Annotated in this window: 19 protein-coding genes; 3 read left to right on the forward strand and 16 right to left on the reverse strand. The window is 71.9% G+C overall.

The features are described 5' to 3' along the window. Positions 1-57: 57 nt before the first annotated feature. From ABEB28_RS33320 to ABEB28_RS33345, 6 genes are all read right to left on the reverse strand, one after another. Entirely contained in the window at positions 58-1,827 is a 1,770-nt protein-coding gene (locus tag ABEB28_RS33320) for an ABC transporter ATP-binding protein (RefSeq protein ID WP_345732231.1), read from the reverse strand. A 53-nt stretch (positions 1,828-1,880) separates the two neighbouring features. Further along, on the reverse strand, positions 1,881-3,638 hold the full coding sequence (locus ABEB28_RS33325) for an ABC transporter ATP-binding protein (protein WP_345732232.1): 1,758 nt from the start codon (positions 3,636-3,638) through the stop codon (positions 1,881-1,883). A 40-nt stretch (positions 3,639-3,678) separates the two neighbouring features. Beyond that, positions 3,679-3,906, reverse strand: coding sequence for an MbtH family protein (locus tag ABEB28_RS33330; protein ID WP_345732233.1), 228 nt, complete (start codon positions 3,904-3,906; stop codon positions 3,679-3,681). A gap of 42 nt (positions 3,907-3,948) precedes the next feature. Beyond that, a complete protein-coding gene (locus tag ABEB28_RS33335) occupies positions 3,949-5,013 on the reverse strand; it encodes a FecCD family ABC transporter permease (protein WP_376980453.1) in 1,065 nt (354 codons plus the stop codon). Further along, positions 5,010-6,068, reverse strand: a complete 1,059-nt coding sequence (locus tag ABEB28_RS33340) for an iron chelate uptake ABC transporter family permease subunit (protein WP_345732234.1) — start codon at positions 6,066-6,068, stop codon at positions 5,010-5,012. Before ABEB28_RS33340 ends, ABEB28_RS33335 begins: the two co-directional genes overlap by 4 nt. Positions 6,069-6,147: 79 nt before the next feature. Beyond that, positions 6,148-7,473: a lysine N(6)-hydroxylase/L-ornithine N(5)-oxygenase family protein gene (locus ABEB28_RS33345; RefSeq protein WP_345732235.1), complete on the reverse strand. Its 1,326-nt coding sequence runs from the start codon at positions 7,471-7,473 to the stop codon at positions 6,148-6,150. Positions 7,474-7,632: 159 nt separating this feature from the next. On the opposite strand from ABEB28_RS33345, the gene ABEB28_RS33350 reads away from it, so the two are divergent. After that, positions 7,633-8,583 (forward strand): methionyl-tRNA formyltransferase, encoded by a 951-nt coding sequence (locus ABEB28_RS33350; protein ID WP_345732236.1) that lies wholly within the window; start codon positions 7,633-7,635, stop codon positions 8,581-8,583. Between the two features lies 1 nt (position 8,584). Here ABEB28_RS33350 and ABEB28_RS33355 read toward each other — a convergent pair whose 3' ends face one another. The 9 genes from ABEB28_RS33355 to ABEB28_RS33395 all read right to left on the reverse strand — a co-directional run bounded on the left by ABEB28_RS33355 (position 8,585) and on the right by ABEB28_RS33395 (position 15,031). Further along, on the reverse strand, positions 8,585-9,232 hold the full coding sequence (locus ABEB28_RS33355; protein ID WP_345732237.1) for a GntR family transcriptional regulator: 648 nt from the start codon (positions 9,230-9,232) through the stop codon (positions 8,585-8,587). Positions 9,233-9,254: 22 nt separating this feature from the next. Further along, on the reverse strand, positions 9,255-10,004 hold the full coding sequence (locus ABEB28_RS33360; RefSeq protein ID WP_345732238.1) for a putative hydro-lyase: 750 nt from the start codon (positions 10,002-10,004) through the stop codon (positions 9,255-9,257). A 56-nt stretch (positions 10,005-10,060) separates the two neighbouring features. After that, positions 10,061-10,837 (reverse strand): LamB/YcsF family protein, encoded by a 777-nt coding sequence (locus tag ABEB28_RS33365; RefSeq protein ID WP_345732239.1) that lies wholly within the window; start codon positions 10,835-10,837, stop codon positions 10,061-10,063. A 20-nt stretch (positions 10,838-10,857) separates the two neighbouring features. After that, positions 10,858-12,018, reverse strand: coding sequence for a glycosyltransferase (locus tag ABEB28_RS33370; RefSeq protein WP_345732240.1), 1,161 nt, complete (start codon positions 12,016-12,018; stop codon positions 10,858-10,860). Positions 12,019-12,479: 461 nt separating this feature from the next. Then, on the reverse strand, positions 12,480-12,746 hold the full coding sequence (locus tag ABEB28_RS33375; protein ID WP_345732241.1) for a hypothetical protein: 267 nt from the start codon (positions 12,744-12,746) through the stop codon (positions 12,480-12,482). Positions 12,747-12,965: 219 nt separating this feature from the next. Then, complete coding sequence (locus ABEB28_RS33380) at positions 12,966-13,406, reverse strand: VOC family protein (protein WP_345732242.1); 441 nt, start codon at positions 13,404-13,406, stop codon at positions 12,966-12,968. A 4-nt stretch (positions 13,407-13,410) separates the two neighbouring features. Beyond that, complete coding sequence (locus ABEB28_RS33385; protein ID WP_345732243.1) at positions 13,411-14,310, reverse strand: helix-turn-helix domain-containing protein; 900 nt, start codon at positions 14,308-14,310, stop codon at positions 13,411-13,413. After that, entirely contained in the window at positions 14,297-14,686 is a 390-nt protein-coding gene (locus ABEB28_RS33390) for an MmcQ/YjbR family DNA-binding protein (protein WP_345732244.1), read from the reverse strand. Before ABEB28_RS33390 ends, ABEB28_RS33385 begins: the two co-directional genes overlap by 14 nt. Positions 14,687-14,695: 9 nt before the next feature. Then, on the reverse strand, positions 14,696-15,031 hold the full coding sequence (locus tag ABEB28_RS33395) for a TfoX/Sxy family protein (protein ID WP_345732245.1): 336 nt from the start codon (positions 15,029-15,031) through the stop codon (positions 14,696-14,698). 90 nt (positions 15,032-15,121) lie between these two features. Between ABEB28_RS33395 and ABEB28_RS33400 the strand changes: the two genes are divergently transcribed. Together ABEB28_RS33400 and ABEB28_RS43250 are read left to right on the forward strand one after the other, a co-directional pair. Further along, positions 15,122-15,688, forward strand: coding sequence for a TetR/AcrR family transcriptional regulator (locus ABEB28_RS33400; protein WP_345732246.1), 567 nt, complete (start codon positions 15,122-15,124; stop codon positions 15,686-15,688). Beyond that, entirely contained in the window at positions 15,685-15,831 is a 147-nt protein-coding gene (locus tag ABEB28_RS43250; RefSeq protein WP_376980469.1) for a DUF4865 family protein, read from the forward strand. Before ABEB28_RS33400 ends, ABEB28_RS43250 begins: the two co-directional genes overlap by 4 nt. Here the strand turns inward: ABEB28_RS43250 and glpK are convergent. Continuing rightward, positions 15,806-17,323: a glycerol kinase GlpK gene (gene glpK / locus ABEB28_RS33405; protein WP_345732247.1), complete on the reverse strand. Its 1,518-nt coding sequence runs from the start codon at positions 17,321-17,323 to the stop codon at positions 15,806-15,808. The genes ABEB28_RS43250 and glpK overlap by 26 nt on opposite strands. Between the last annotated feature and the right edge of the window lie 2 nt (positions 17,324-17,325).

The following is a 17,325-nucleotide window of genomic DNA, read 5'->3' on the forward strand; positions in this document are numbered from 1 at the left end:
GCCCCGGCCGCGGACCGCAGAGCGGCCAGCGGCGGGGGTCAGGGGTGGATCTCGGACTTACTGCACCGGCGCGGGGGTCCGTCCTTCCCACGCCTGCCAGAGCTGCGCGTACCGGCCGCCGGCCGCGACGAGTTCGGCGTGCGAGCCGTGCTCGACAGTCCGGCCGTGCTCCAGCACGACGATGCGGTCCGCCGACGCGGCCTGGGTGAGCCGGTGCGCGACGACGAGCGTCGTGCGGTCGGCGGTCGCGGCCACCGCCGACTCCTCCAGCGCCCGGGCCCCGGCACTACCGGCCTCCGCGGTGGCCTCGTCGAGGATCGCGATCGCCGGGTCGAGCAGGACCAGCCGGGCGAGCGCGAGCTGCTGCGCCTGGGCCGCCGTCAGCTCGTGGCCACCCTCGCCGACCGCGGTGTCCAGGCCGTCCTCCAGGGTCTCGACCCAGGTCAGCGCGCCGACGGTCCGCAGTGCCGCGACCGCGTCGTCGCGAGTGGCGTCCGGCGCGGCCAGCCGGAGGTCCTCCAGCAGCGTGCCGGCGAACACGTGGGTCTCCTGGCTGATGATCGCCACGTGCCGCCGCAGCTGATCCGGCGGCAGCTCGGTGACCGGGACGCCACCGACGAGCGCGGCTCCCCGCTCCGGACGCAATGCCCCGGACGCGATCAACGCGAGCGTCGACTTGCCGGCTCCGGTCGACCCGACCAGCGCGACCCGCTCGCCGGGCTCGACCCGGAAGCCGACGCTGAACAGCACCTGGTGGGTGCCGTCATAGGTGAAGTCGATGTCCGAGAGCTCCAGCGACGCGTCGGCCGGCACCCGGGCGGCGGACGGCTCGGGTTCGGACGGCATGGTGATGACGCCGACCAGCCGCGCGAGGCTCGCGCCGCCGGCCTGGATCCGGTCGAAGCTGAACAGCAGCATGCCGATCGGGTTGAACAGCCGGTGGAACAGCACCGCCGCCGCCGAGGTCTGGCCGACCGTGACCGCGCCGTTCTCCACCAGCCAGAATCCGATGACGAGGATCGCAGCCAGCCCGAAGAACTCGGCCCGGTTGACCCGGCCGACGAACCGGGTGAAGAGTGTGAAGACCGAGATCGACACGTCCCGGGCCCGCTCCGACGCCGTCGTGATCTCGCCGAGGTGGCGCTGCTCCAGCCGGTAGGCGTGCACGGTCGGCAGCCCCTGCGCGCTGTCGACGAGCAGCTGGCCGCGCTCGGCGATCGCTTCTCGTTCGGCCTTGTATCCGGGTGCGGATCGGGGCAGGTACCAGCGCAGGGCGATCACGTAGAGCGGCACCGCGACCGCGCCGGCCAGCCCGAGCCGCCAGTCGATCCCGGCCATCGCCGCCAGGCTCAACACGCCGAGCAGCAGCGACGAGACCATGATCGGCACGGTCTCGGAGACCGCCTGCCCGATCGTCGCGACGTCGGCACCGACCCGGGACAGCAGGTCACCCTTGCCGGCCCGCTCCAGCACCGGCGTCGGCAGCGTGAGCGCCCGGCCGACGACCTTCTCCCGCAGGTCGGCGAGGATCCGGCCGCACAGCCGCGCGATCAGCAGCGTCGACAGTCCGGTCGCGGCACCGCCGAGCAGCGCGGCCACCACCACGATGATCGTCACCCGGACGATGACCGACGTGTCCGCGCCCGCGCGCACCTGGTCGACCAGGTACCCCAGCACGTACACCGGCACGACCGACGACGCCGCGGCGACCAGGCCGATGATCAGCGTTCCGAGTCCGTCCAGCCGCCGGGTGCGCAGCTCGCTCCACAACCAGGCGCCGGTCTTACCGGCACTGGCGACCGGAAGGATGTCCCGACTCTCACTCATCCCCGTGTTCAACTCAGTACCGTTTTCCGGTTCGCCGCCGTTCGAACCCGCACTCATCGCAACACCGTTTTCCGGTAAGTCTCGTGGTCGGCGCCGAGTTCGGCGTGGGTGCCCTCCGCGACGATCCGGCCGTTCTCCAGGACGACGACGCGGTCGGTGATCGCCATCAGCGCCGGGCTGCTGGCGACCAGGACCGTCGTGTGCCGCGCCGCAGCGTCCTCGTGACGCAGGGCGCGGACGCCCTGGGCGATGACGTGCTCGGTGACCGAGTCCATCGCGGTGGTCGGGTCGTGCAGCACGAGGACCTGCGACCGCACCAGCAGCGCCCGGGCCAGCGCGACCCGCTGCCGCTGACCACCGGACAGGTTCGCGCCCCGCTCGACGATGACGTGGTCCAGCCCCTCCGGGTGCGCCGAGATCACCTCGTCGGCGGCGGAGCCGCGCAGGACGGCGTCGAAGAGCTCCCGCTCGTGGTCGTCGGCTCGGGCCAGCACGTTGTGTTCGATCGTGCCGCCGAACAGGTCGGACTTGTGCGGCTGGACCAGCAGCGCGGCGCGGGCGACGTCGAGGTCGAGCTCGTGCAGCGGACTGCCGCCGAGGAGCACCGAGCCCTCGTACTCCTCCGGCGCGACCCGGCCGGAGAGGAGCTTCACCAGCGCCTCGCCCTCGGTCGGCTGGGTGGCGACGATGCCGACCACCTCACCCGGTTCGAGCGTGAGATCCAACCCGTCCAGCGGCCCGAACCGCAGCCCGGTCAGTTCGACCCGGACCGCGTCCGCTGCGAGCGGCCGGTCGGCCGGCGGCAGGAGCGGCTCGGCGTCCACCACCATCGCGACCCGCTCGGCGGACGCGCGGGCCTCCGCCACCCAGCTCGGAACGATCGCGAGCAGGCTGAACGGCTCGGTCAGGAACTGGGCGAGCCCGATCACCGTGATCAGCTCGCCGACCGAGATCCGGCCGGTGAGCGCGAAGTACCCGGCGAGCACCGCGACACCGCACGCGAGCAGCGTGGAGAGCGTCGTGGACGCGGCCAGGTAGCCGCCCTGGGTACGGGCGGCCCGTAGCTGCGCGGTCAGCGAGAGCCGGCTGACCCGGTGGTACCGCTCGGACGCCGCCCGCTCGGCACCGAGGCCTCGCAGCGGACGCACCCCGCTGACCAGGTCGGTGGCGAGCGACGTCGCCTTGCCGGCCAGCTCCTGCTGACTGGCGACCCGCTTGGTGATCAGCGGCGAGGTCAGCTGCAGGCCGACGAGTACGACCGGTGTCCCGACCAGCACGAGCAGCCCGAGCGGGACGTCGATGACGAACAGTGCCACCGCGCCGACCACCGTCGCGACGATCGCCCCGGCGATCCGCGGGATGTAGTCCAGCAGGTAAGAGGTGTTGTCCGCGTCCGAGGTGGAGACCGTGAGCAGCTCACCGGCCGGGAGCTCGGTACGGATGCCGCGCGGGTTGAGGATCTTGCCCGACACCTCCAGCCGCAGCTGGTGCGCCTCCTCGGCGATCGCCAGCATCAGCTGCCGGGCACCGAACCGGTAGACCAGCGTCAGCACCGTGAACAGGCCGGCGAGCACCGCCACCCAGACACCGAGGCTGCCCCGGTCGCCGGTGGCCACCGCACGGTCGACGATCACGCCGATGAGGATCGGCACCAGCGTCTCGCAGACCTGGTGCGCACAGATCAGCAGCGACCCGAGCGTCAACCGGCGCCCGTTGCGGGTCACCGCACGGAGCAGCACCCGGCGCCCCGGTGTCCCTGCCTTCGACCGACCCGGCTTCGCAGCATCGGTCGGTGGTTCAGCCGAACCCATTACTTCCCCTTCGTCCACCCCGGCGTGAAACGGACCGCGTCTAGGAGGCGCGGGACATGCTCTCCCGCAGGCTGCGCGGCCGCAGATCGGTCCAGTTGGCCTCGACGTAGGCCAGGCAGTCGGCCCGGCTCGCGCCGCCGTCCGCGCCGAACACGACCCGCCATCCGGCCGGCACCGCGGCGAACGTCGGCCAGAGCGAGTGCTGGTCCTCGTCGTTCACCAGCACGCTGAACCGGCCGTTCTCGTCGTCGAAGGGATTACTCGACATGATGATGCATCTCCTCCCGGTAGGAAAACGTCGCCACGGTGGTCACTGCGTGCGAGCTGCGCGCGCGAGCATCCACGCGAAGTACGCCCCGCCGATGGTCACGGTGACCACGCCGACGGGGAGTTGGGTCGGCGCGAACGCGTGCTGCGCCAGCCAGTCGCTGACGATCAGCAGCAGCGCGCCCATCGCCGCGGAGGGCGCCAGCGCGATCCCGGCCGACCCGGTGAGCCGCTGGGCGAGCTGCGGTGCGGAGAGCGCGACGAACGCGATCGGTCCGGCGGCCGCGGTCGCCACCGCGATCAACGCGACGCCGAGCACGAGGTACGCGAGGCGGGCCCGCTCCACCCGGACGCCGAGCCCGGTCGCTATCTCGTCGCCCATCTCCAGGAGCAGGAGCCGCTGTCCGCCGAGCGCGAGCGCGGCCGTGAGCACCGCCAGCAGGCCCAGTACCGGCGGCACCTGCGTCCAGTCCAGGCCGTTGAGGCTGCCCTGGCCCCAGATCGAGGCCGCGTAGGCGGCCTGCAGGTCGACCTTGATGATGAACCAGTGATTGATCGACGTCAGGATCGCGCTCACCGCGATGCCGACGATGATCAGCCGGAACCCCTGGACGCCGCGGCGGTAGGCGAGCAGGTACACGGTGAACGTGGTGGCCAGGCAGCCGACCAGCGCGCCGGCCGCCACCTGGAAGTACCCGTTGCCGATGAAGACCGTGACGACGAGGACGCCGGTGAACGCGCCGGTGGTGAGGCCGATGATGTCCGGGCTGCCGAGGGGATTGCGGGTCAGCGCCTGGAAGATCGCGCCGGAGAGCCCGAGCGCGGCGCCGATCGTGAGCGCGAGCAGCACCCGCGGCAACCGCAGGTCGAGCACGACCAGCTCGGCGATCGTGGAGCCGCGGCCCACCAGCGCGGCGAGCACCTCCCCCGGCGAGAGGACGACGTCCCCGGTGCCCAGCGACAGCACGGCGGTGGCGAACGACAGAACGACGAGGATGACGGAGACGACCACCGTCCGCACCCGGTAGCGCAGCGAGAACGCCCGCCCAGGTCGGAGGGCGACGAACGGCAGCGTGCCGGTTCGGCCAGTCGCGGTGCGCTCGGTCACGGTCCGCTCACCACCTTGCGGGTGCGGATCCACCAGATGAGCACGGGCGCCCCGATGAACGCGGTGACGATCCCGACCCGCAGCTCCCCTGGGCGGACCACCAGGCGGCCGACGATGTCGGCGGTGAGGATCACGATCGGCCCGACGAGGGCTGTGAAAGCGAGGATCCAGCGCTGGTCGGTGCCGACGATCCAGCGCGCCAGGTGCGGCACGACCAGGCCGAGGAACCAGATCGGTCCGACCGCCGCGGTCCCGCCGCCGGCCAGCAGCATGATCGTCAGGAGCGCGACGATCCGGGTCCGGGTGATGTTGACGCCCAGCGCTTTGGCCATGTCGTCACCGAGTGCGACCGCGTTCAGCGACCGCGCCACCGCGACCGCGAGCAGCGTGCCGATGAGGATGAACGGGGCCACCGCGGCGGCGACGTCCAGTGACCGGCCGGCCAGCGACCCGACGTCCCAGAACCGGAGGTAGTCGAACGCCCGCGGGCGGATCAGCCGAACCCCGGCCGACGCACCCTCCAGCACCGCCATCAGCGCCACGCCGGCCAGCGTCAGCTGGACCGGCGTCGCCGCGCCCCGGCCGGCCGACCCGAGCAGATAGACGCCGACCAGCGCGAACGCCACTCCGGCGAACGCGAACCAGATGTAGGACCAGAAGCTGGTGAAGCCCAGGAAGCCGATCGCGATGACCACGAACAGGGCGGCCCCGGAGTTGATACCGAGGATCTGGGTGTCGGCGAGCGGGTTGCGGGTCACCGCCTGGATCACCGCACCGCAGACCGCGAACGCCACCCCGACGAGAATGCCGAGGACAGTCCGCGGCACTCGCAGGTCCCGGACGATCGACTGGTCGTCGGTGCTCGTGTAGTTGAACAGCGCGTCCCAGACCGTCGCCGGGCTGACGTTGCGGGTACCCAGCAGCAGGCTCAGCGCGCAGACCACTACGAGGAGTGACAGCGCGCCGAGCAGCACGCCGCCGCGGCGAAGGTTCGCCGCGGCGGTCGCACTGGGTGCCTGAGGAGGCGATTCGACCAGCGTGGTCACAGGCGCCATGAGGGTGCCCCCGGAGTGAGCATCGCAGCGAGCCCTAGCGAGCGAGGAGCGGAGCGAAGGGGGCGCTCGGGGTACACGGTCAGGCGGCCATCAGGACCGAGGCGGCACGGCGGTGCAGCACCGAGTCGAGCACCTCGCCCACCCGGACGGCGGTGTTCGACAGCAGCGCGGACGAGATGCCGTGCGTGTGCTCGGTGCCGCCCTGCAGGTAGATACCGCAGCGCAGGCGGGGATCGGTCAGCGCCCGGTAGTCGCGCCCCACCTGCGGCCGACCGTACGCGTCGCGCAGGCAGAGGTCGCCGAGCTCACCGAGGACCGCGTACGGGTCGGCCTCGTCGTAACCGGTCGCGAACACCGCGACGTCCGCGTCGAGCACCGTGCGCTCGCCGCTGACCAGCGACTGCAGGGTGACCGCCAGCGAGCCGGCGTTCTCCTCGACCGCCGCCGTCCGGGTCAGGTTGAGCATGCGCAGCCGCTCGCGGCCGAGCACCTTCTCGCGGTACGTGCGGCGGTACAACTCCTGGATCAGGTCGATGTCCACGACGGAGTAGTTCGTGTTCCCGTGGTAGGCCATCATGGCTTGCTTGACCTCGGCCGGGGCGTCGAAGTACTCGTCGACCGCGTCCGGGTCGAAGATCCGGTTGGCGAACGAACTGTCGTCGGCCGGTGAGTAGCCGTAGCGCGAGATCACCGCGCAGACCTCCGCCGACGGGAACTGCTCGTGCAGGAACGCGACGGCTTCGGCCGCGCTCTGCCCGGCGCCGACGACGACGAGTCGGCGTGGCTCGGTGCCCCGGATCGAGTCGACGTTGCGCAGCAGGTCGCTGGAGTGCCATACCCGCGCCGACTGCTGTACACCGGCGGGCATCCGCGGCCGCAGACCGGTGCCGACCACCAGGTTGCGGGCCCGGTGGGTGACGATCGCGCCGGCGCTCCGCGCGACGACGTCCACCGCGGTAATGACGCCGTTCTCGACTGGGTCTTCAGCCACCGGCAGCACCGAGATGACCTCGGTGTCGTAGCTGACCTGGTCGGCGACCTGGCTCGCGGCCCAGGTGAAGTAGTCGTGGAACTCGACCCGCAGCGGGAACAGCGTCTTGTGGTTGATGAAGTCGACCAGGCGGTCCCGGTCGTGCAGGTACCGGAGGAAGCTGAATTCGCTGGTGGGGTTCCGCAGCGTCACCAGGTCTTTGAGGAACGACACCTGCATGGTGGCGTCCTCCAGCAGCATGCCGCGGTGCCAACCGAACTCCGGCTGCCGCTCGAGAAATCTGGCCGCGACCGTCCCTTCCGGACCTTGCTCCGCGCCGCGTGGGCGGGAGTTGTGCTCGGCTACCGCGATCGCCATCGCCAGGTTGGACGGGCCGAAGCCGATACCGACGAGATCGAGTCCACGCTCAGACATGTCCGTTCCCCTCGCACGGCGGGACCACAGGTGACTCCCGCAACTTAGGGCAGCCTAACTTAAGTTGCGCGGTGAGCCTACCCCTGGGTTAGTTAGGCGAGCCTTGCTTAAGATAGCCCAACCCGGGCCGCCGTTTCGACGTTGTAACCAGGAGGACGTATGCGGGTCGTCATGTTCGGCTATCAGACCTGGGGGCATCGGACGCTCCGGGCCTTGCTGGACTCCGACCACGACGTCGTGACGGTCGTGACCCACCCTCCGGGCGGCGGAGTCTACGAGCGAGTGTGGTCCGATTCGGTCGCTGACCTGGCGAAATCCGCCGACGTCCCGGTCCTGCTCCGCGACCGTCCGGACGACGACGAGCTGCACGAGGCACTGAAAGCGGCGGCGCCCGACGTCATCGTGGCGAACAACTGGCGCACCTGGATCCCGCCCCGCATCTTCGAACTCCCCCGTCTCGGGACGCTCAACATCCACGATGCACTGCTCCCGGCCTACGCCGGCTTCTCGCCGCTGATCTGGGCACTGATCAACGGTGAGCGAGAGGTCGGCGTCACCGCCCACCTGATGGACGCCACCCTGGACGCCGGGCCGATCGTGGCCCAGCGGGCGATCCCGGTGGGGCCGAAGGACACCGCAACCGACCTGTTCTACGCCACCCTCGACCTCATCGAGCCGATCCTGCAAGACGCGCTCGCCGCGCTGGAGAGTGGACGGACCGACTTCCCACCACAGGACCGGTCGAAGGCCAGCTTCTTCCACAAGCGATCCGAAGAGGACATCCGGATCGACTGGACCTGGTCGGCCGAGGAGCTCGAGCGCCTGGTCCGGGCTCAGTCCGCGCCCTACCCGGCCGCGTTCTGCTACCACGGGCAGGAGCGGCTGGAGATCCTCGCGGCGGACGTGTCGGACGCGGTCTACGGCGGTACGCCGGGGCGGATCTTCTACCGGGAGGGCGGTGGGATCGCGATCGTCGCGGGCGCCGACGCGCGTCGGGGCCGCAACCGCGCGCTGCTGATCCGGAAGGTCCGGACGTCCGAGGGCAAGGAGCTCGACGCGCTGGAGTACTTCACCCGGATGGGCGGCTACCTGACCAGCCGCCCGGCCTGACCTACGACAGCGCGCCCAGGACGATCCGCTCGGACATCAGCAGGTACTCGCGCAGCAGGCCGGCGGCGCGCTCGGCGTCGCCCGCCTCGTACACCGCGGTGATCTCCGCGTTGCGCGGGACGAACGGCCGGTGCAGGGCCGCGGTGTCGGACGCGGCCACGAAGGCCAGGCGCAGCTCCGCGGTCAGCTGCTTCATCCAGGCGTTCAGCCGCGGGCTACCGGCCAGCGCGATGATCTGCTCGTGGAACCGCATGTTCGCGGTGCCCACCGCCCGCCAGTCGCCGGCCGCCGCGTAGCGCGCGGCGTCGTCCACCGCCGCGCGCATGCCCTCGACGCGCGGCGGATCGGTCGGCGCTTCCCGCAGGGCGGTGCACTCCAGCAGGATCCGGACGCGGTAGATGTCCGCGATCTGCGCCGGGGAGAGCGTCGCGACGAAGACGCCGCGGTGCGGGACACGGACGAGCAGGCCCTCTTCGATCAGCGTGCTGAACGCCTCGCGGAGCGTGTTGCGGGAGACGCCGAGCGGCCCGGTCCACGCCGCCTCGGACAGTCGGCTGCCCGGCGCGAGCTGCCCCGCGGTGACCCGTTCCCGCAGATCAGCCACCGCGCGGGCGGCCGAGCCCAGTACCGGCTCCGTTGCAGTCGTCATGGGGTGAGTGAACCAGGAGCTCTCAGACCTGGTACCGGCTGTCCGGCACGTCGGTGACGAACATGTGGCCCGGGGCATGCGTGATCGCGTACGGCACCGCCGACGCGACGACCGCGGCCTGCGGCGTCACCCCGCAGGCCCAGAACACCGGCAGCTCGCCGGGGCGCACCTCGACCGGGTCGCCGTAGTCGGGGCGGTCCAGCGCCGGGATGCCCAGCGCCGCCGGGTCCCCGACGTGCACCGGCGCACCGTGCACCGCCGGGTAGCGCGCGCTGATCCGCACCGCGTCGGCGACCCGGTCGGCCGGGATCGGCCGCATCGACACCACCAGCTCCCCGTGCAGCCGCCCGGCCGGGCGGCAGTTCCGGTTGGTCCGGTACATCGGCACGTTGCAGCCTGCGGTGACGTGCCGGACGTCGATACCGGCGGCGAGCAGCCCGGTCTCGAACGTGAAGCTGCAGCCGATCAGGAACGCGACGAGGTCGTCCCGCCAGGCCGCGGTGGCGTCGGGCACCTCGTCGACCAGCGCGCCGTCCCGCCAGATCCGGTAGAGCGGCAGGTCGGTGCGCAGGTCGGCGCCGGGGGCGAGCACGGTGGACGGCACGCCCGGGTCGGAGACGTCCAGCACCGGGCACGGCTGCGGGTTGCGCTGCCCGTAGAGCAGCATGTCCCAGGCCCAGTCGCGGGGCAGCGCGATCAGGTTGGCCTGCGTGACGCCGGGCGCGAGGCCCGCGGTCGGGCAGACCAGCCCGGCGCGGAACTCCTTCCGCACGTCGGCCGAGCCGCCTGGAGCTGCCGAGCCGCCAGGGCCCGCCGGGCCGGCCGGGGTCATCGTCGGTCGCCCGCGGTCACGAACGGCGCGATCTCGACGCCTGCGCCCACCAGCGCGCCACGCACCGCCTCCGCCATCGCCACCGCCCCGGGCGAGTCCCCGTGGACGCAGAGCGAGTCGGCGCGCACCTCGACCACCGTGCCGTCGACCGCGACGATCTCCCCGCGCTCCACAAGGCGCAGCATCCGATCGGCGACCTCGACCGGGTCCTCCAGCAGCGCGCCGGGCTCCCCGCGTGGGACGAGCGTTCCGGCCGGGGTGTACCCGCGGTCCACGAACGCCTCGGCGACCGTGCGCAGCCCCGCCTTCTCGGCCAACCGGAGGAACGCCGACCCCGGCAGGCCGAGCACCGGCAGACCCGGGTCGTAGCGGGCGACCGCCTCCACGACCGCCGCCGCCTGACCCTCGTGGTGGACGATCGCGTTGTAGAGCGCCCCGTGCGGCTTCACGTACCGGACGCGGCTGCCGGCAACTCGGGCCAACCCCTCCAGTGCCCCGAGCTGGTACAGCACGTCCGCGACGAGATCCGCCGGGGCGTAGTCGATGAAGCGGCGGCCGAACCCCGGCAGGTCCCGGTAGCCGACCTGGGCGCCGATCACCACACCGGCGGCGACCGCCCGCTCGCACGTGGACAGCAGCGCGCGGGGGTCACCGGCGTGGAACCCACAGGCGACGTTCGCGCTGGTGACCACCGCGAGCATCGCAGCGTCGTCACCGAGGCGCCAGGCGCCGAAGCTCTCTCCCAGATCGCTGTTGAGATCGATGCGAGCCATCTCCCGACCCTAGAAATTGTTCAACAATCTGGCAAGTGCAGCAGGTCCTCCAGCACCGCATCGGGGCTCGGCAGCGCCGCGATCTCCGCCTGCACAGCGCGGGCGGCCGCAGACAACGACGGGTCGTCGAGGAGCCGCCTCGCCGCCCCCTCGACGGCGTCCGGGGTCAGCTCCGACGGTGGGACGACCAGCGCCAACCCTGCGCGCTCCGCGGCGGCGCCGTTGACGAACTGGTCGGCGCCCTGCGGCAGGATCAGGTGCGGCAGACCGTGGCAGAGCGCCGCGACGATCGTCCCCGCGCCGCCCTGGGTGACCAGCCCCGCGCAGCGCGGCAGCAGCAGCGCGTGCGGCGCGAAGTCCGCAACCAGGACGTGCGGCGGCTGCGCGCCGAGCCGACCGGGATCGGTCCCCGGCCCCACCGTCACCAGCACGTTGACCGGAAGGCGTCGCAGGCCGGCCAGCGCGGTCGCGAACACCTCGGTCGCCCCGTGGAACAGCGTGCCGAGCGTCAGGTGCAGCGTCCGGTCGTAGGGCAGGGCGTCCAGCTGCGCGTCCGTCCACGGCAGCGGGTCGCCGTCGGGCTCGTCGGTCGCCGGCCGCACCGGCAGCCGGTTGCGGAAGTCCCGCACGGCGTCCGCCTGCAGGGACGGTGGGCAGTTGTCCAGGTACGGACGCTCGAGGATCGCGGTCGTCAGGTCGGGCACGTCCCAGTCGGCGCAGAGCGCACCGAAGCGGGCACCGAACCACTCCCAGGCCTCGGCCGGCAGCGGCCCCAGCCCGTGCACCGCGTGCCGGGCCCCGGTGCGCTCGGCTGCGATCGCACCGGCCAGCTCGGTGATCGGGTGGACGACCAGATCGGGCTGCCACCGCTCGGCGCGGGGCACCAGCGCCGCCGCCCGCTGCGGCGCGGCGGCACCGAACATCCGCCGGATGACCGTCGGCATCCGCTGGTCGGGTGGGAGCGCACCGAGATCGGGTGGGTCGGCCCGGAACGCGGCGTCCGCCTCCGCGCGGCTCGGCCCGACGTCCCAGACGGCGATACCTCGCCGGGACACCTCCGCCGCACCCTCGGCACCGGACGCCACGACGACGTCGTGCCCGGCGCGCTGGGCCGCCCGGATCAACGGCAACAGCGGAAGCACGTGGCCGTGCGCAGGCCAGGTACTGAACAGGATCCGCATCGATCGGTCCTTTCCCTACTTCGGGGCCGCCCGGTCCAGTAGACCGCGCCGTGCTGGCCGTTGCACCAACCTGCAGAAGGGCCGTGCCCCGGAGCGAGCAGCCGGGGCACGGCCCGCGGTCGACGGGGGTAGCGAATCCCGCCGACCCGGACCAGCGCGGTGGCACGGCCGGGGATGCAACGGCCCCGGCGGCGCAGCCGGGTGATGAGCCCGGCCGCCCAGCGCTGGTCGCAGTCGCCGTTCGCGCGACGCGCGGCCGCGGCGACTGCTGTGGTCACAGAGGAAGAAAGCCGCCCGATCCCGGGAGGGAGGGCGGCGAGGAACAGCGGCGCGCTACCCGCGCGCTACTCCTGCCACCGGCGGAAGTGGATCTGCGGTGTCATGCCGATCTCCTTCCGGGACGAGGTGGCGCTGACAGGTACCGAGCGTACGAGCACGCACGGCGCCGGCCCAACCGAATTTCAGGTCCGGCCGGTTCCTTTGCAGACGAAGCAGTGCCGCGTGCGTAATCGGCGCGCGGCCACGAACGTCGTCGTGCCCCGGCCGCGGCAGTGCGGGCAGAGGTCGGGATGACGCCGCGGCCAGCTGCGGATCGCCAACGACGCGGCGGCCGCCGTCGCCAGCACTAGCAGCACGTAGGTGACCAGGCGCATTCCGGTCGTGGTGAGCACCGGCTCCGCCGCGAGAGCGCCCACCCCCACCACGAGGATCGCGACGATGAGTCTCACTGCGTCCCCCAGCCAACGTGGTCCTGCTACCCCACGCCGAGTAAGAACGACACAATAGAGACAAGTCAATACATGCGTAATGCACCGGGGTATAACCACCGGGCACCGTCCATGGCGTCAGCATGGCTATCCCGGAAATGGCTGTCGGATCCCGTACCTCAGGGGGTACGGGATCCGACAGCCATTCACGGCGACGATTCGACAGCGAACCGATCACCCTCAGTACGGGTGTCCGCGGTACGTACCGAACGACCAGAGGTTGCCCTCGGGGTCACGGGCCGCGAAGTTCCGAGCCCCGTAGTCGGTGTCGACCAACGCCACCACGATCTCCGCACCGGCGGCCACCGCCCGGTCGTGGATCGCGTCCGGCGTGCTGGTCACCACGTAGGCACCGAACGAGCCCGGCGGCATCTTCCACACGTGCTCCGGGTCGTTCCGATCCTGCCCGAGCATGACGCCCCCGCCCTCCGGCCAGGCCAGCTCGGCGTGCTGGATGACGCCGCCGTCCGCGTGCGCCACGATCTCCTGGAAACCGAACGCGGTGACCAGGAAGTCGATCAGGGCCCTGGCGTTCGTGGCACTGAGGGTCGGCCACACCGTCGGCGGCGGTTCGGTGGCGGCTGTGGGGGCGGTGGTCTGCGCTGATGTGGTTTCGGTCATGGCGTCAGACTGCATCCAGCACGTCGCCGTGCGCTTGGATGAATCGGCGCTCCTCCCCCAGCCACTGGCTGGGCGAGACGCCGGCGAGCTCACGGAAGTCCCGCGCGAGGTGCGCCTGGTCGTAGTAGCCGCAGGCGACCGCCAGGTCGGCCAGACCCAGACCGGGTCCGCCCATCGGTCCGGCCGCGACCGGGCCGGGCACCGCGAGGAGCCGCCGGCGCGCCCGGTCGAAGCGGGCGATCTTCGCCGCGGTCTTCGGCGATATCCCCAGTTCGGCGCCGAACCGCTCGGACAGCCGGCGCGGGCTCCAGCCGACGGTGTCCGCCGCCGCGGCGACCGTGTACTCGCACGCGACGAGCAGGCGCCAGGCTTCGGCGAGCTCCGGTGCGGGGTACGGGTTGCGTCGGCCCGCGCACGCCCGCAGCAGGACGTCGTCGAGCGCCGCGAAGCGGGCCGGCCAGGTCCGCGCGGCGCGCAACCGCTCGTGCAGTTCCACCGCGACCGGGCCGAGCACCTCCTCGCCGCAGAGGTCGAGGTGACCGATCTCGCCGGCCGGCAGGCCGAGCAACGCGCGGGCTCCGAGCGGATGCAGGGCGAGCTGCACCCCGGACTGCCGGCCGTCGTGCGTGATCAGCGCCGGAACCGTGTGCAGCCCGCCGACGAGCGTGGTGTACGTGGCACCGGGTTGCGCTGGATCGGGGTGCGCCTCGACGACGAGCGGGTCGTCGAGCGTGACGATGAGGGTCAGGTAGGGCGAGGGCAGCCCGCGGTGCCGCCCCGGGGCGAGGCCGACCTGCCGGTAGCCGGAGTACCAGGCGACGTAGGGTCGCAGCGCCGGGGCGGGCCGGACGTGGACCGCCTCGTTGATCACCGCCCCATTCTCGCGCTGGTCAGCCGTGAGCATCCAGGAACGCTTTCGCCACGCGCTTCGGGGCGCGGAGCAGCCAGGCCTCGGTGACCACCTCGGCGAGCTCCTCGACCCCGATCCGGTCGAGCCGGACGAGCACCGCCGGGTACCCGTCGAAGTGCGGAATCGTGAAGAACACGTCCGGGTCGTCGGCGATCAGCGCGGCCTTCACCCCCTCGTCCGCGACCTGGACGCCGAGGACGGGGCCGTCGGGTGCGGCGGCTCCGAGCTGGTCATGATCGGCCTTGCGCAGCGGCCGGTCCCAGACGAAGCCCTTGTTCCGGACCTTCCAGGCCGGAGCGCCGTACGAGACGCTTTCGCTGGTCTCCGGCAGCGCGAGGGCCAACCGGCGTACGTCGTCCCAGGTAGCCATCGGCCGACCCTACCGGCGATTGGCGGCGAGCTCGCCGCGCAAGTGTCCCAGCGCGGCACGCGCGAACTCCGGCCATCGGTCGACGTGGTCGACCGGGACGACCACCCACCCCTTGGTCGGGCGCTGCATGCCGGACGGGTCGAACAGCTCCGCACCGGCGAGCTCCAGTGCATCCGCGTGCGCGGGCGTCCCGGCGCCGAGCCGGAACACCATGTCGTCGCTGTGCACGACCGCGAAGACCTTGCGGTCGAGCTTCAACGCCCGGCTGCCGAACATCTTCGAGGCGTGCACCCCCTCGGGGACCAGGTCGTCGACGATGTCGTCGAAATGCTCGTCCGGTGTCATGCCGGCCTCCTCGCAGTCGCGTCGCCCTCCGGTATAGCCCCTCCCTCCGACAGTATCGACACTGTACCTACTAGTATGTACAGTGCGGCCATGGACACTGCGGAGCGCCTGATCGCCGGGATGCAGGAGCTGCTGTGGGAGCGCGGATACGTGGGCACCAGCCCGCGAGCGATCCAGCAGCGGGCCGACGTCGGCCAGGGCAGCATGTACCACCACTTCACCGGCAAGCCCGACCTCGCCGGAGCCGCGATCCGGCGCAGCGCGGCCGATCTGCGTGCGCTCGCCTCCGCGGAGCTCGACGGCCCGGGTAGCGCGTTCGACCGGATCGCCGCCTACCTGCGCCGCGACCGGGACGTGCTGCGGGGGTGCCGGGTCGGCCGACTCACCCAGGACCCGGACGTGGTCGCCACGCCCGAACTGCGCGCACCGCTGGAGGAGACGCTCGGCTGGCTGCGCGAGCGGCTCGCGGGCCTGCTCGCCGAGGGCATCGCGGCCGGTGAGTTCGCCCGCGACCTCGACCCCGACGACGTCGCCAGGACGCTGGTCGCCGTCGTCCAGGGCGGTTACGTCCTCGCCCGCGCGGCCGACGACCCGGACGAGTTCCGCCGGGCCGTGAACGGGGCGCTCGCACTGCTCGCCGCCGCTCGATCCGAATAGGACCCGCCGGGTACGCCATGCAGTACGAGATTCCGCTGCCCGCCGATTACGACATGGACGTCATCCGACACCGGCCGCCACTGGTAGGCCGGCACCCGGCCGGTACCGGAGGGGGCGTTACCCGGGGTGCGCACCCGGTTTGATCCAGCCGAACGTCCGCTCGACCGCGCGCTGCCAGTTGTCGTACTCCTCCGCCCGGCGATCGGCCGCCATCGCCGGTATCCACTGGGCCGCCCGGTGCCAGTTCTGCCGCAGCGCCGCCAGATCGGCCCAGTACCCGACCGCCAGCCCGGCCGCGTACGCCGCGCCGAGCGACACGGTCTCGGCGACCATCGGCCGTACCACCGGCACGTCCAGCACGTCGGCGAGGAACTGCATCAACAGATTGTCCGAGGTCATCCCCCCGTCCACCCGCAGCGTCCGCAAGTCGAGCCCGGAGTCGGCGTTCATCGCGTCGACGACCTCGCGGGTCTGCCAGCCGGTCGCCTCCAGCACCGCACGGGCGAGGTGGCCCTTGGTGATGTACGAGGTCAGCCCGACGATGACACCCCGGGCTTCGCTCCGCCAGTACGGCGCGAACAGCCCGGAGAACGCCGGGACGATGTAGCAGCCGCCGTTGTCCTCGACCGTGCGCGCCAGCGTCTCGATCTCCGGTGCAGTGCTGATCAGCCCGAGCGAATCCCGGAACCACTGCACCAGCGACCCGGTGATCGCGATCGAGCCCTCCAGCGCGTACGTCGCCGGCTCGCCGGCGATCTGGTACCCGACCGTCGAGAGCAGACCGTGCGTCGACTGGACGACCTCGGCGCCGGTGTTGAGCAGCAGGAAGCTGCCGGTGCCGTAGGTGCACTTGGCGTCGCCGGGCGCGAAGCAGACCTGACCGAACAGCGCGGCCTGCTGATCGCCGAGGGCGGCCGTGATCGCCACCCCCGGCAGCACCGTGGAACACACCCCGTACACCTCGGCCGACGACCGGATCTCCGGCAGGATCCCGGCCGGGATGTCGAAGAACTCGAGCTGCTCCGGACTCCACTGCAGCGTCCGCAGGTCCATCAGCATCGTGCGGCTGGCGTTGGTGACGTCGGTGACGTGAACGCCGCCCCGCGGACCCCCGGTGAGGTTCCAGATCAGCCAGGTCTCCATCGTGCCGAACAGGATCTCGCCACGTTCGGCCCGCTCCCGCAGCCCCGGCACGTGCGCGAGCTGCCACCGCAGCTTGGGTGCGGAGAAGTAGGTGGCCAGCGGTAACCCGCAGCGCGTCTCGACGTCCTTGGCGTCGGCGTGCGCGGCCAGCTCCTCGACCACACCGTCGGCCCGGGTGTCCTGCCAGACCAGCGCCTGACCGACCGGCTCGCCGGTGCGCCGGTCCCACAGGACGCTGGTCTCCCGCTGGTTCGCGATGCCGATCCCGACCACCTGGCTCGCGTCGATCCCCGCCTCGGCGACCGCCCGCGGCACGATCCGCCGGACATTGCGCCAGATCTCCACCGCGTCGTGCTCCACCCAGCCGGGCCGCGGGTAGAGCTGGCGGTGCTCACGCTGCGCGACCGAGACCAGGCTCCCGCGTTGGTCGAAGACGATGCAGCGGGTGGAGGTGGTTCCCTGGTCGATCGCGATCACGTAGCGCGACACCATCA

Source organism: Cryptosporangium minutisporangium (genome assembly GCF_039536245.1).
GTDB classification, from domain to species: Bacteria; Actinomycetota; Actinomycetes; order Mycobacteriales; family Cryptosporangiaceae; genus Cryptosporangium; species Cryptosporangium minutisporangium.

Coding starts and splice junctions, on each gene's coding strand:
- ABEB28_RS33350 (WP_345732236.1), top strand. CDS start 7,633: ATGCGGGTCGTCATGTTCGGCTATCAGACCTGGGGGCATCGGACGCTC.
- ABEB28_RS33365 (WP_345732239.1), bottom strand. CDS start 10,837: ATGGCTCGCATCGATCTCAACAGCGATCTGGGAGAGAGCTTCGGCGCC.
- ABEB28_RS33345 (WP_345732235.1), bottom strand. CDS start 7,473: ATGTCTGAGCGTGGACTCGATCTCGTCGGTATCGGCTTCGGCCCGTCC.
- ABEB28_RS33325 (WP_345732232.1), bottom strand. CDS start 3,638: ATGGGTTCGGCTGAACCACCGACCGATGCTGCGAAGCCGGGTCGGTCG.
- ABEB28_RS33330 (WP_345732233.1), bottom strand. CDS start 3,906: ATGTCGAGTAATCCCTTCGACGACGAGAACGGCCGGTTCAGCGTGCTG.
- ABEB28_RS33380 (WP_345732242.1), bottom strand. CDS start 13,406: ATGACCGAAACCACATCAGCGCAGACCACCGCCCCCACAGCCGCCACC.
- ABEB28_RS33355 (WP_345732237.1), bottom strand. CDS start 9,232: ATGACGACTGCAACGGAGCCGGTACTGGGCTCGGCCGCCCGCGCGGTG.
- ABEB28_RS33340 (WP_345732234.1), bottom strand. CDS start 6,068: ATGGCGCCTGTGACCACGCTGGTCGAATCGCCTCCTCAGGCACCCAGT.
- ABEB28_RS33385 (WP_345732243.1), bottom strand. CDS start 14,310: ATGCTCACGGCTGACCAGCGCGAGAATGGGGCGGTGATCAACGAGGCG.
- ABEB28_RS33395 (WP_345732245.1), bottom strand. CDS start 15,031: ATGACACCGGACGAGCATTTCGACGACATCGTCGACGACCTGGTCCCC.
- glpK (WP_345732247.1), bottom strand. CDS start 17,323: ATGGTGTCGCGCTACGTGATCGCGATCGACCAGGGAACCACCTCCACC.
- ABEB28_RS33390 (WP_345732244.1), bottom strand. CDS start 14,686: ATGGCTACCTGGGACGACGTACGCCGGTTGGCCCTCGCGCTGCCGGAG.
- ABEB28_RS33400 (WP_345732246.1), top strand. CDS start 15,122: ATGGACACTGCGGAGCGCCTGATCGCCGGGATGCAGGAGCTGCTGTGG.
- ABEB28_RS33370 (WP_345732240.1), bottom strand. CDS start 12,018: ATGCGGATCCTGTTCAGTACCTGGCCTGCGCACGGCCACGTGCTTCCG.
- ABEB28_RS33320 (WP_345732231.1), bottom strand. CDS start 1,827: ATGAGTGAGAGTCGGGACATCCTTCCGGTCGCCAGTGCCGGTAAGACC.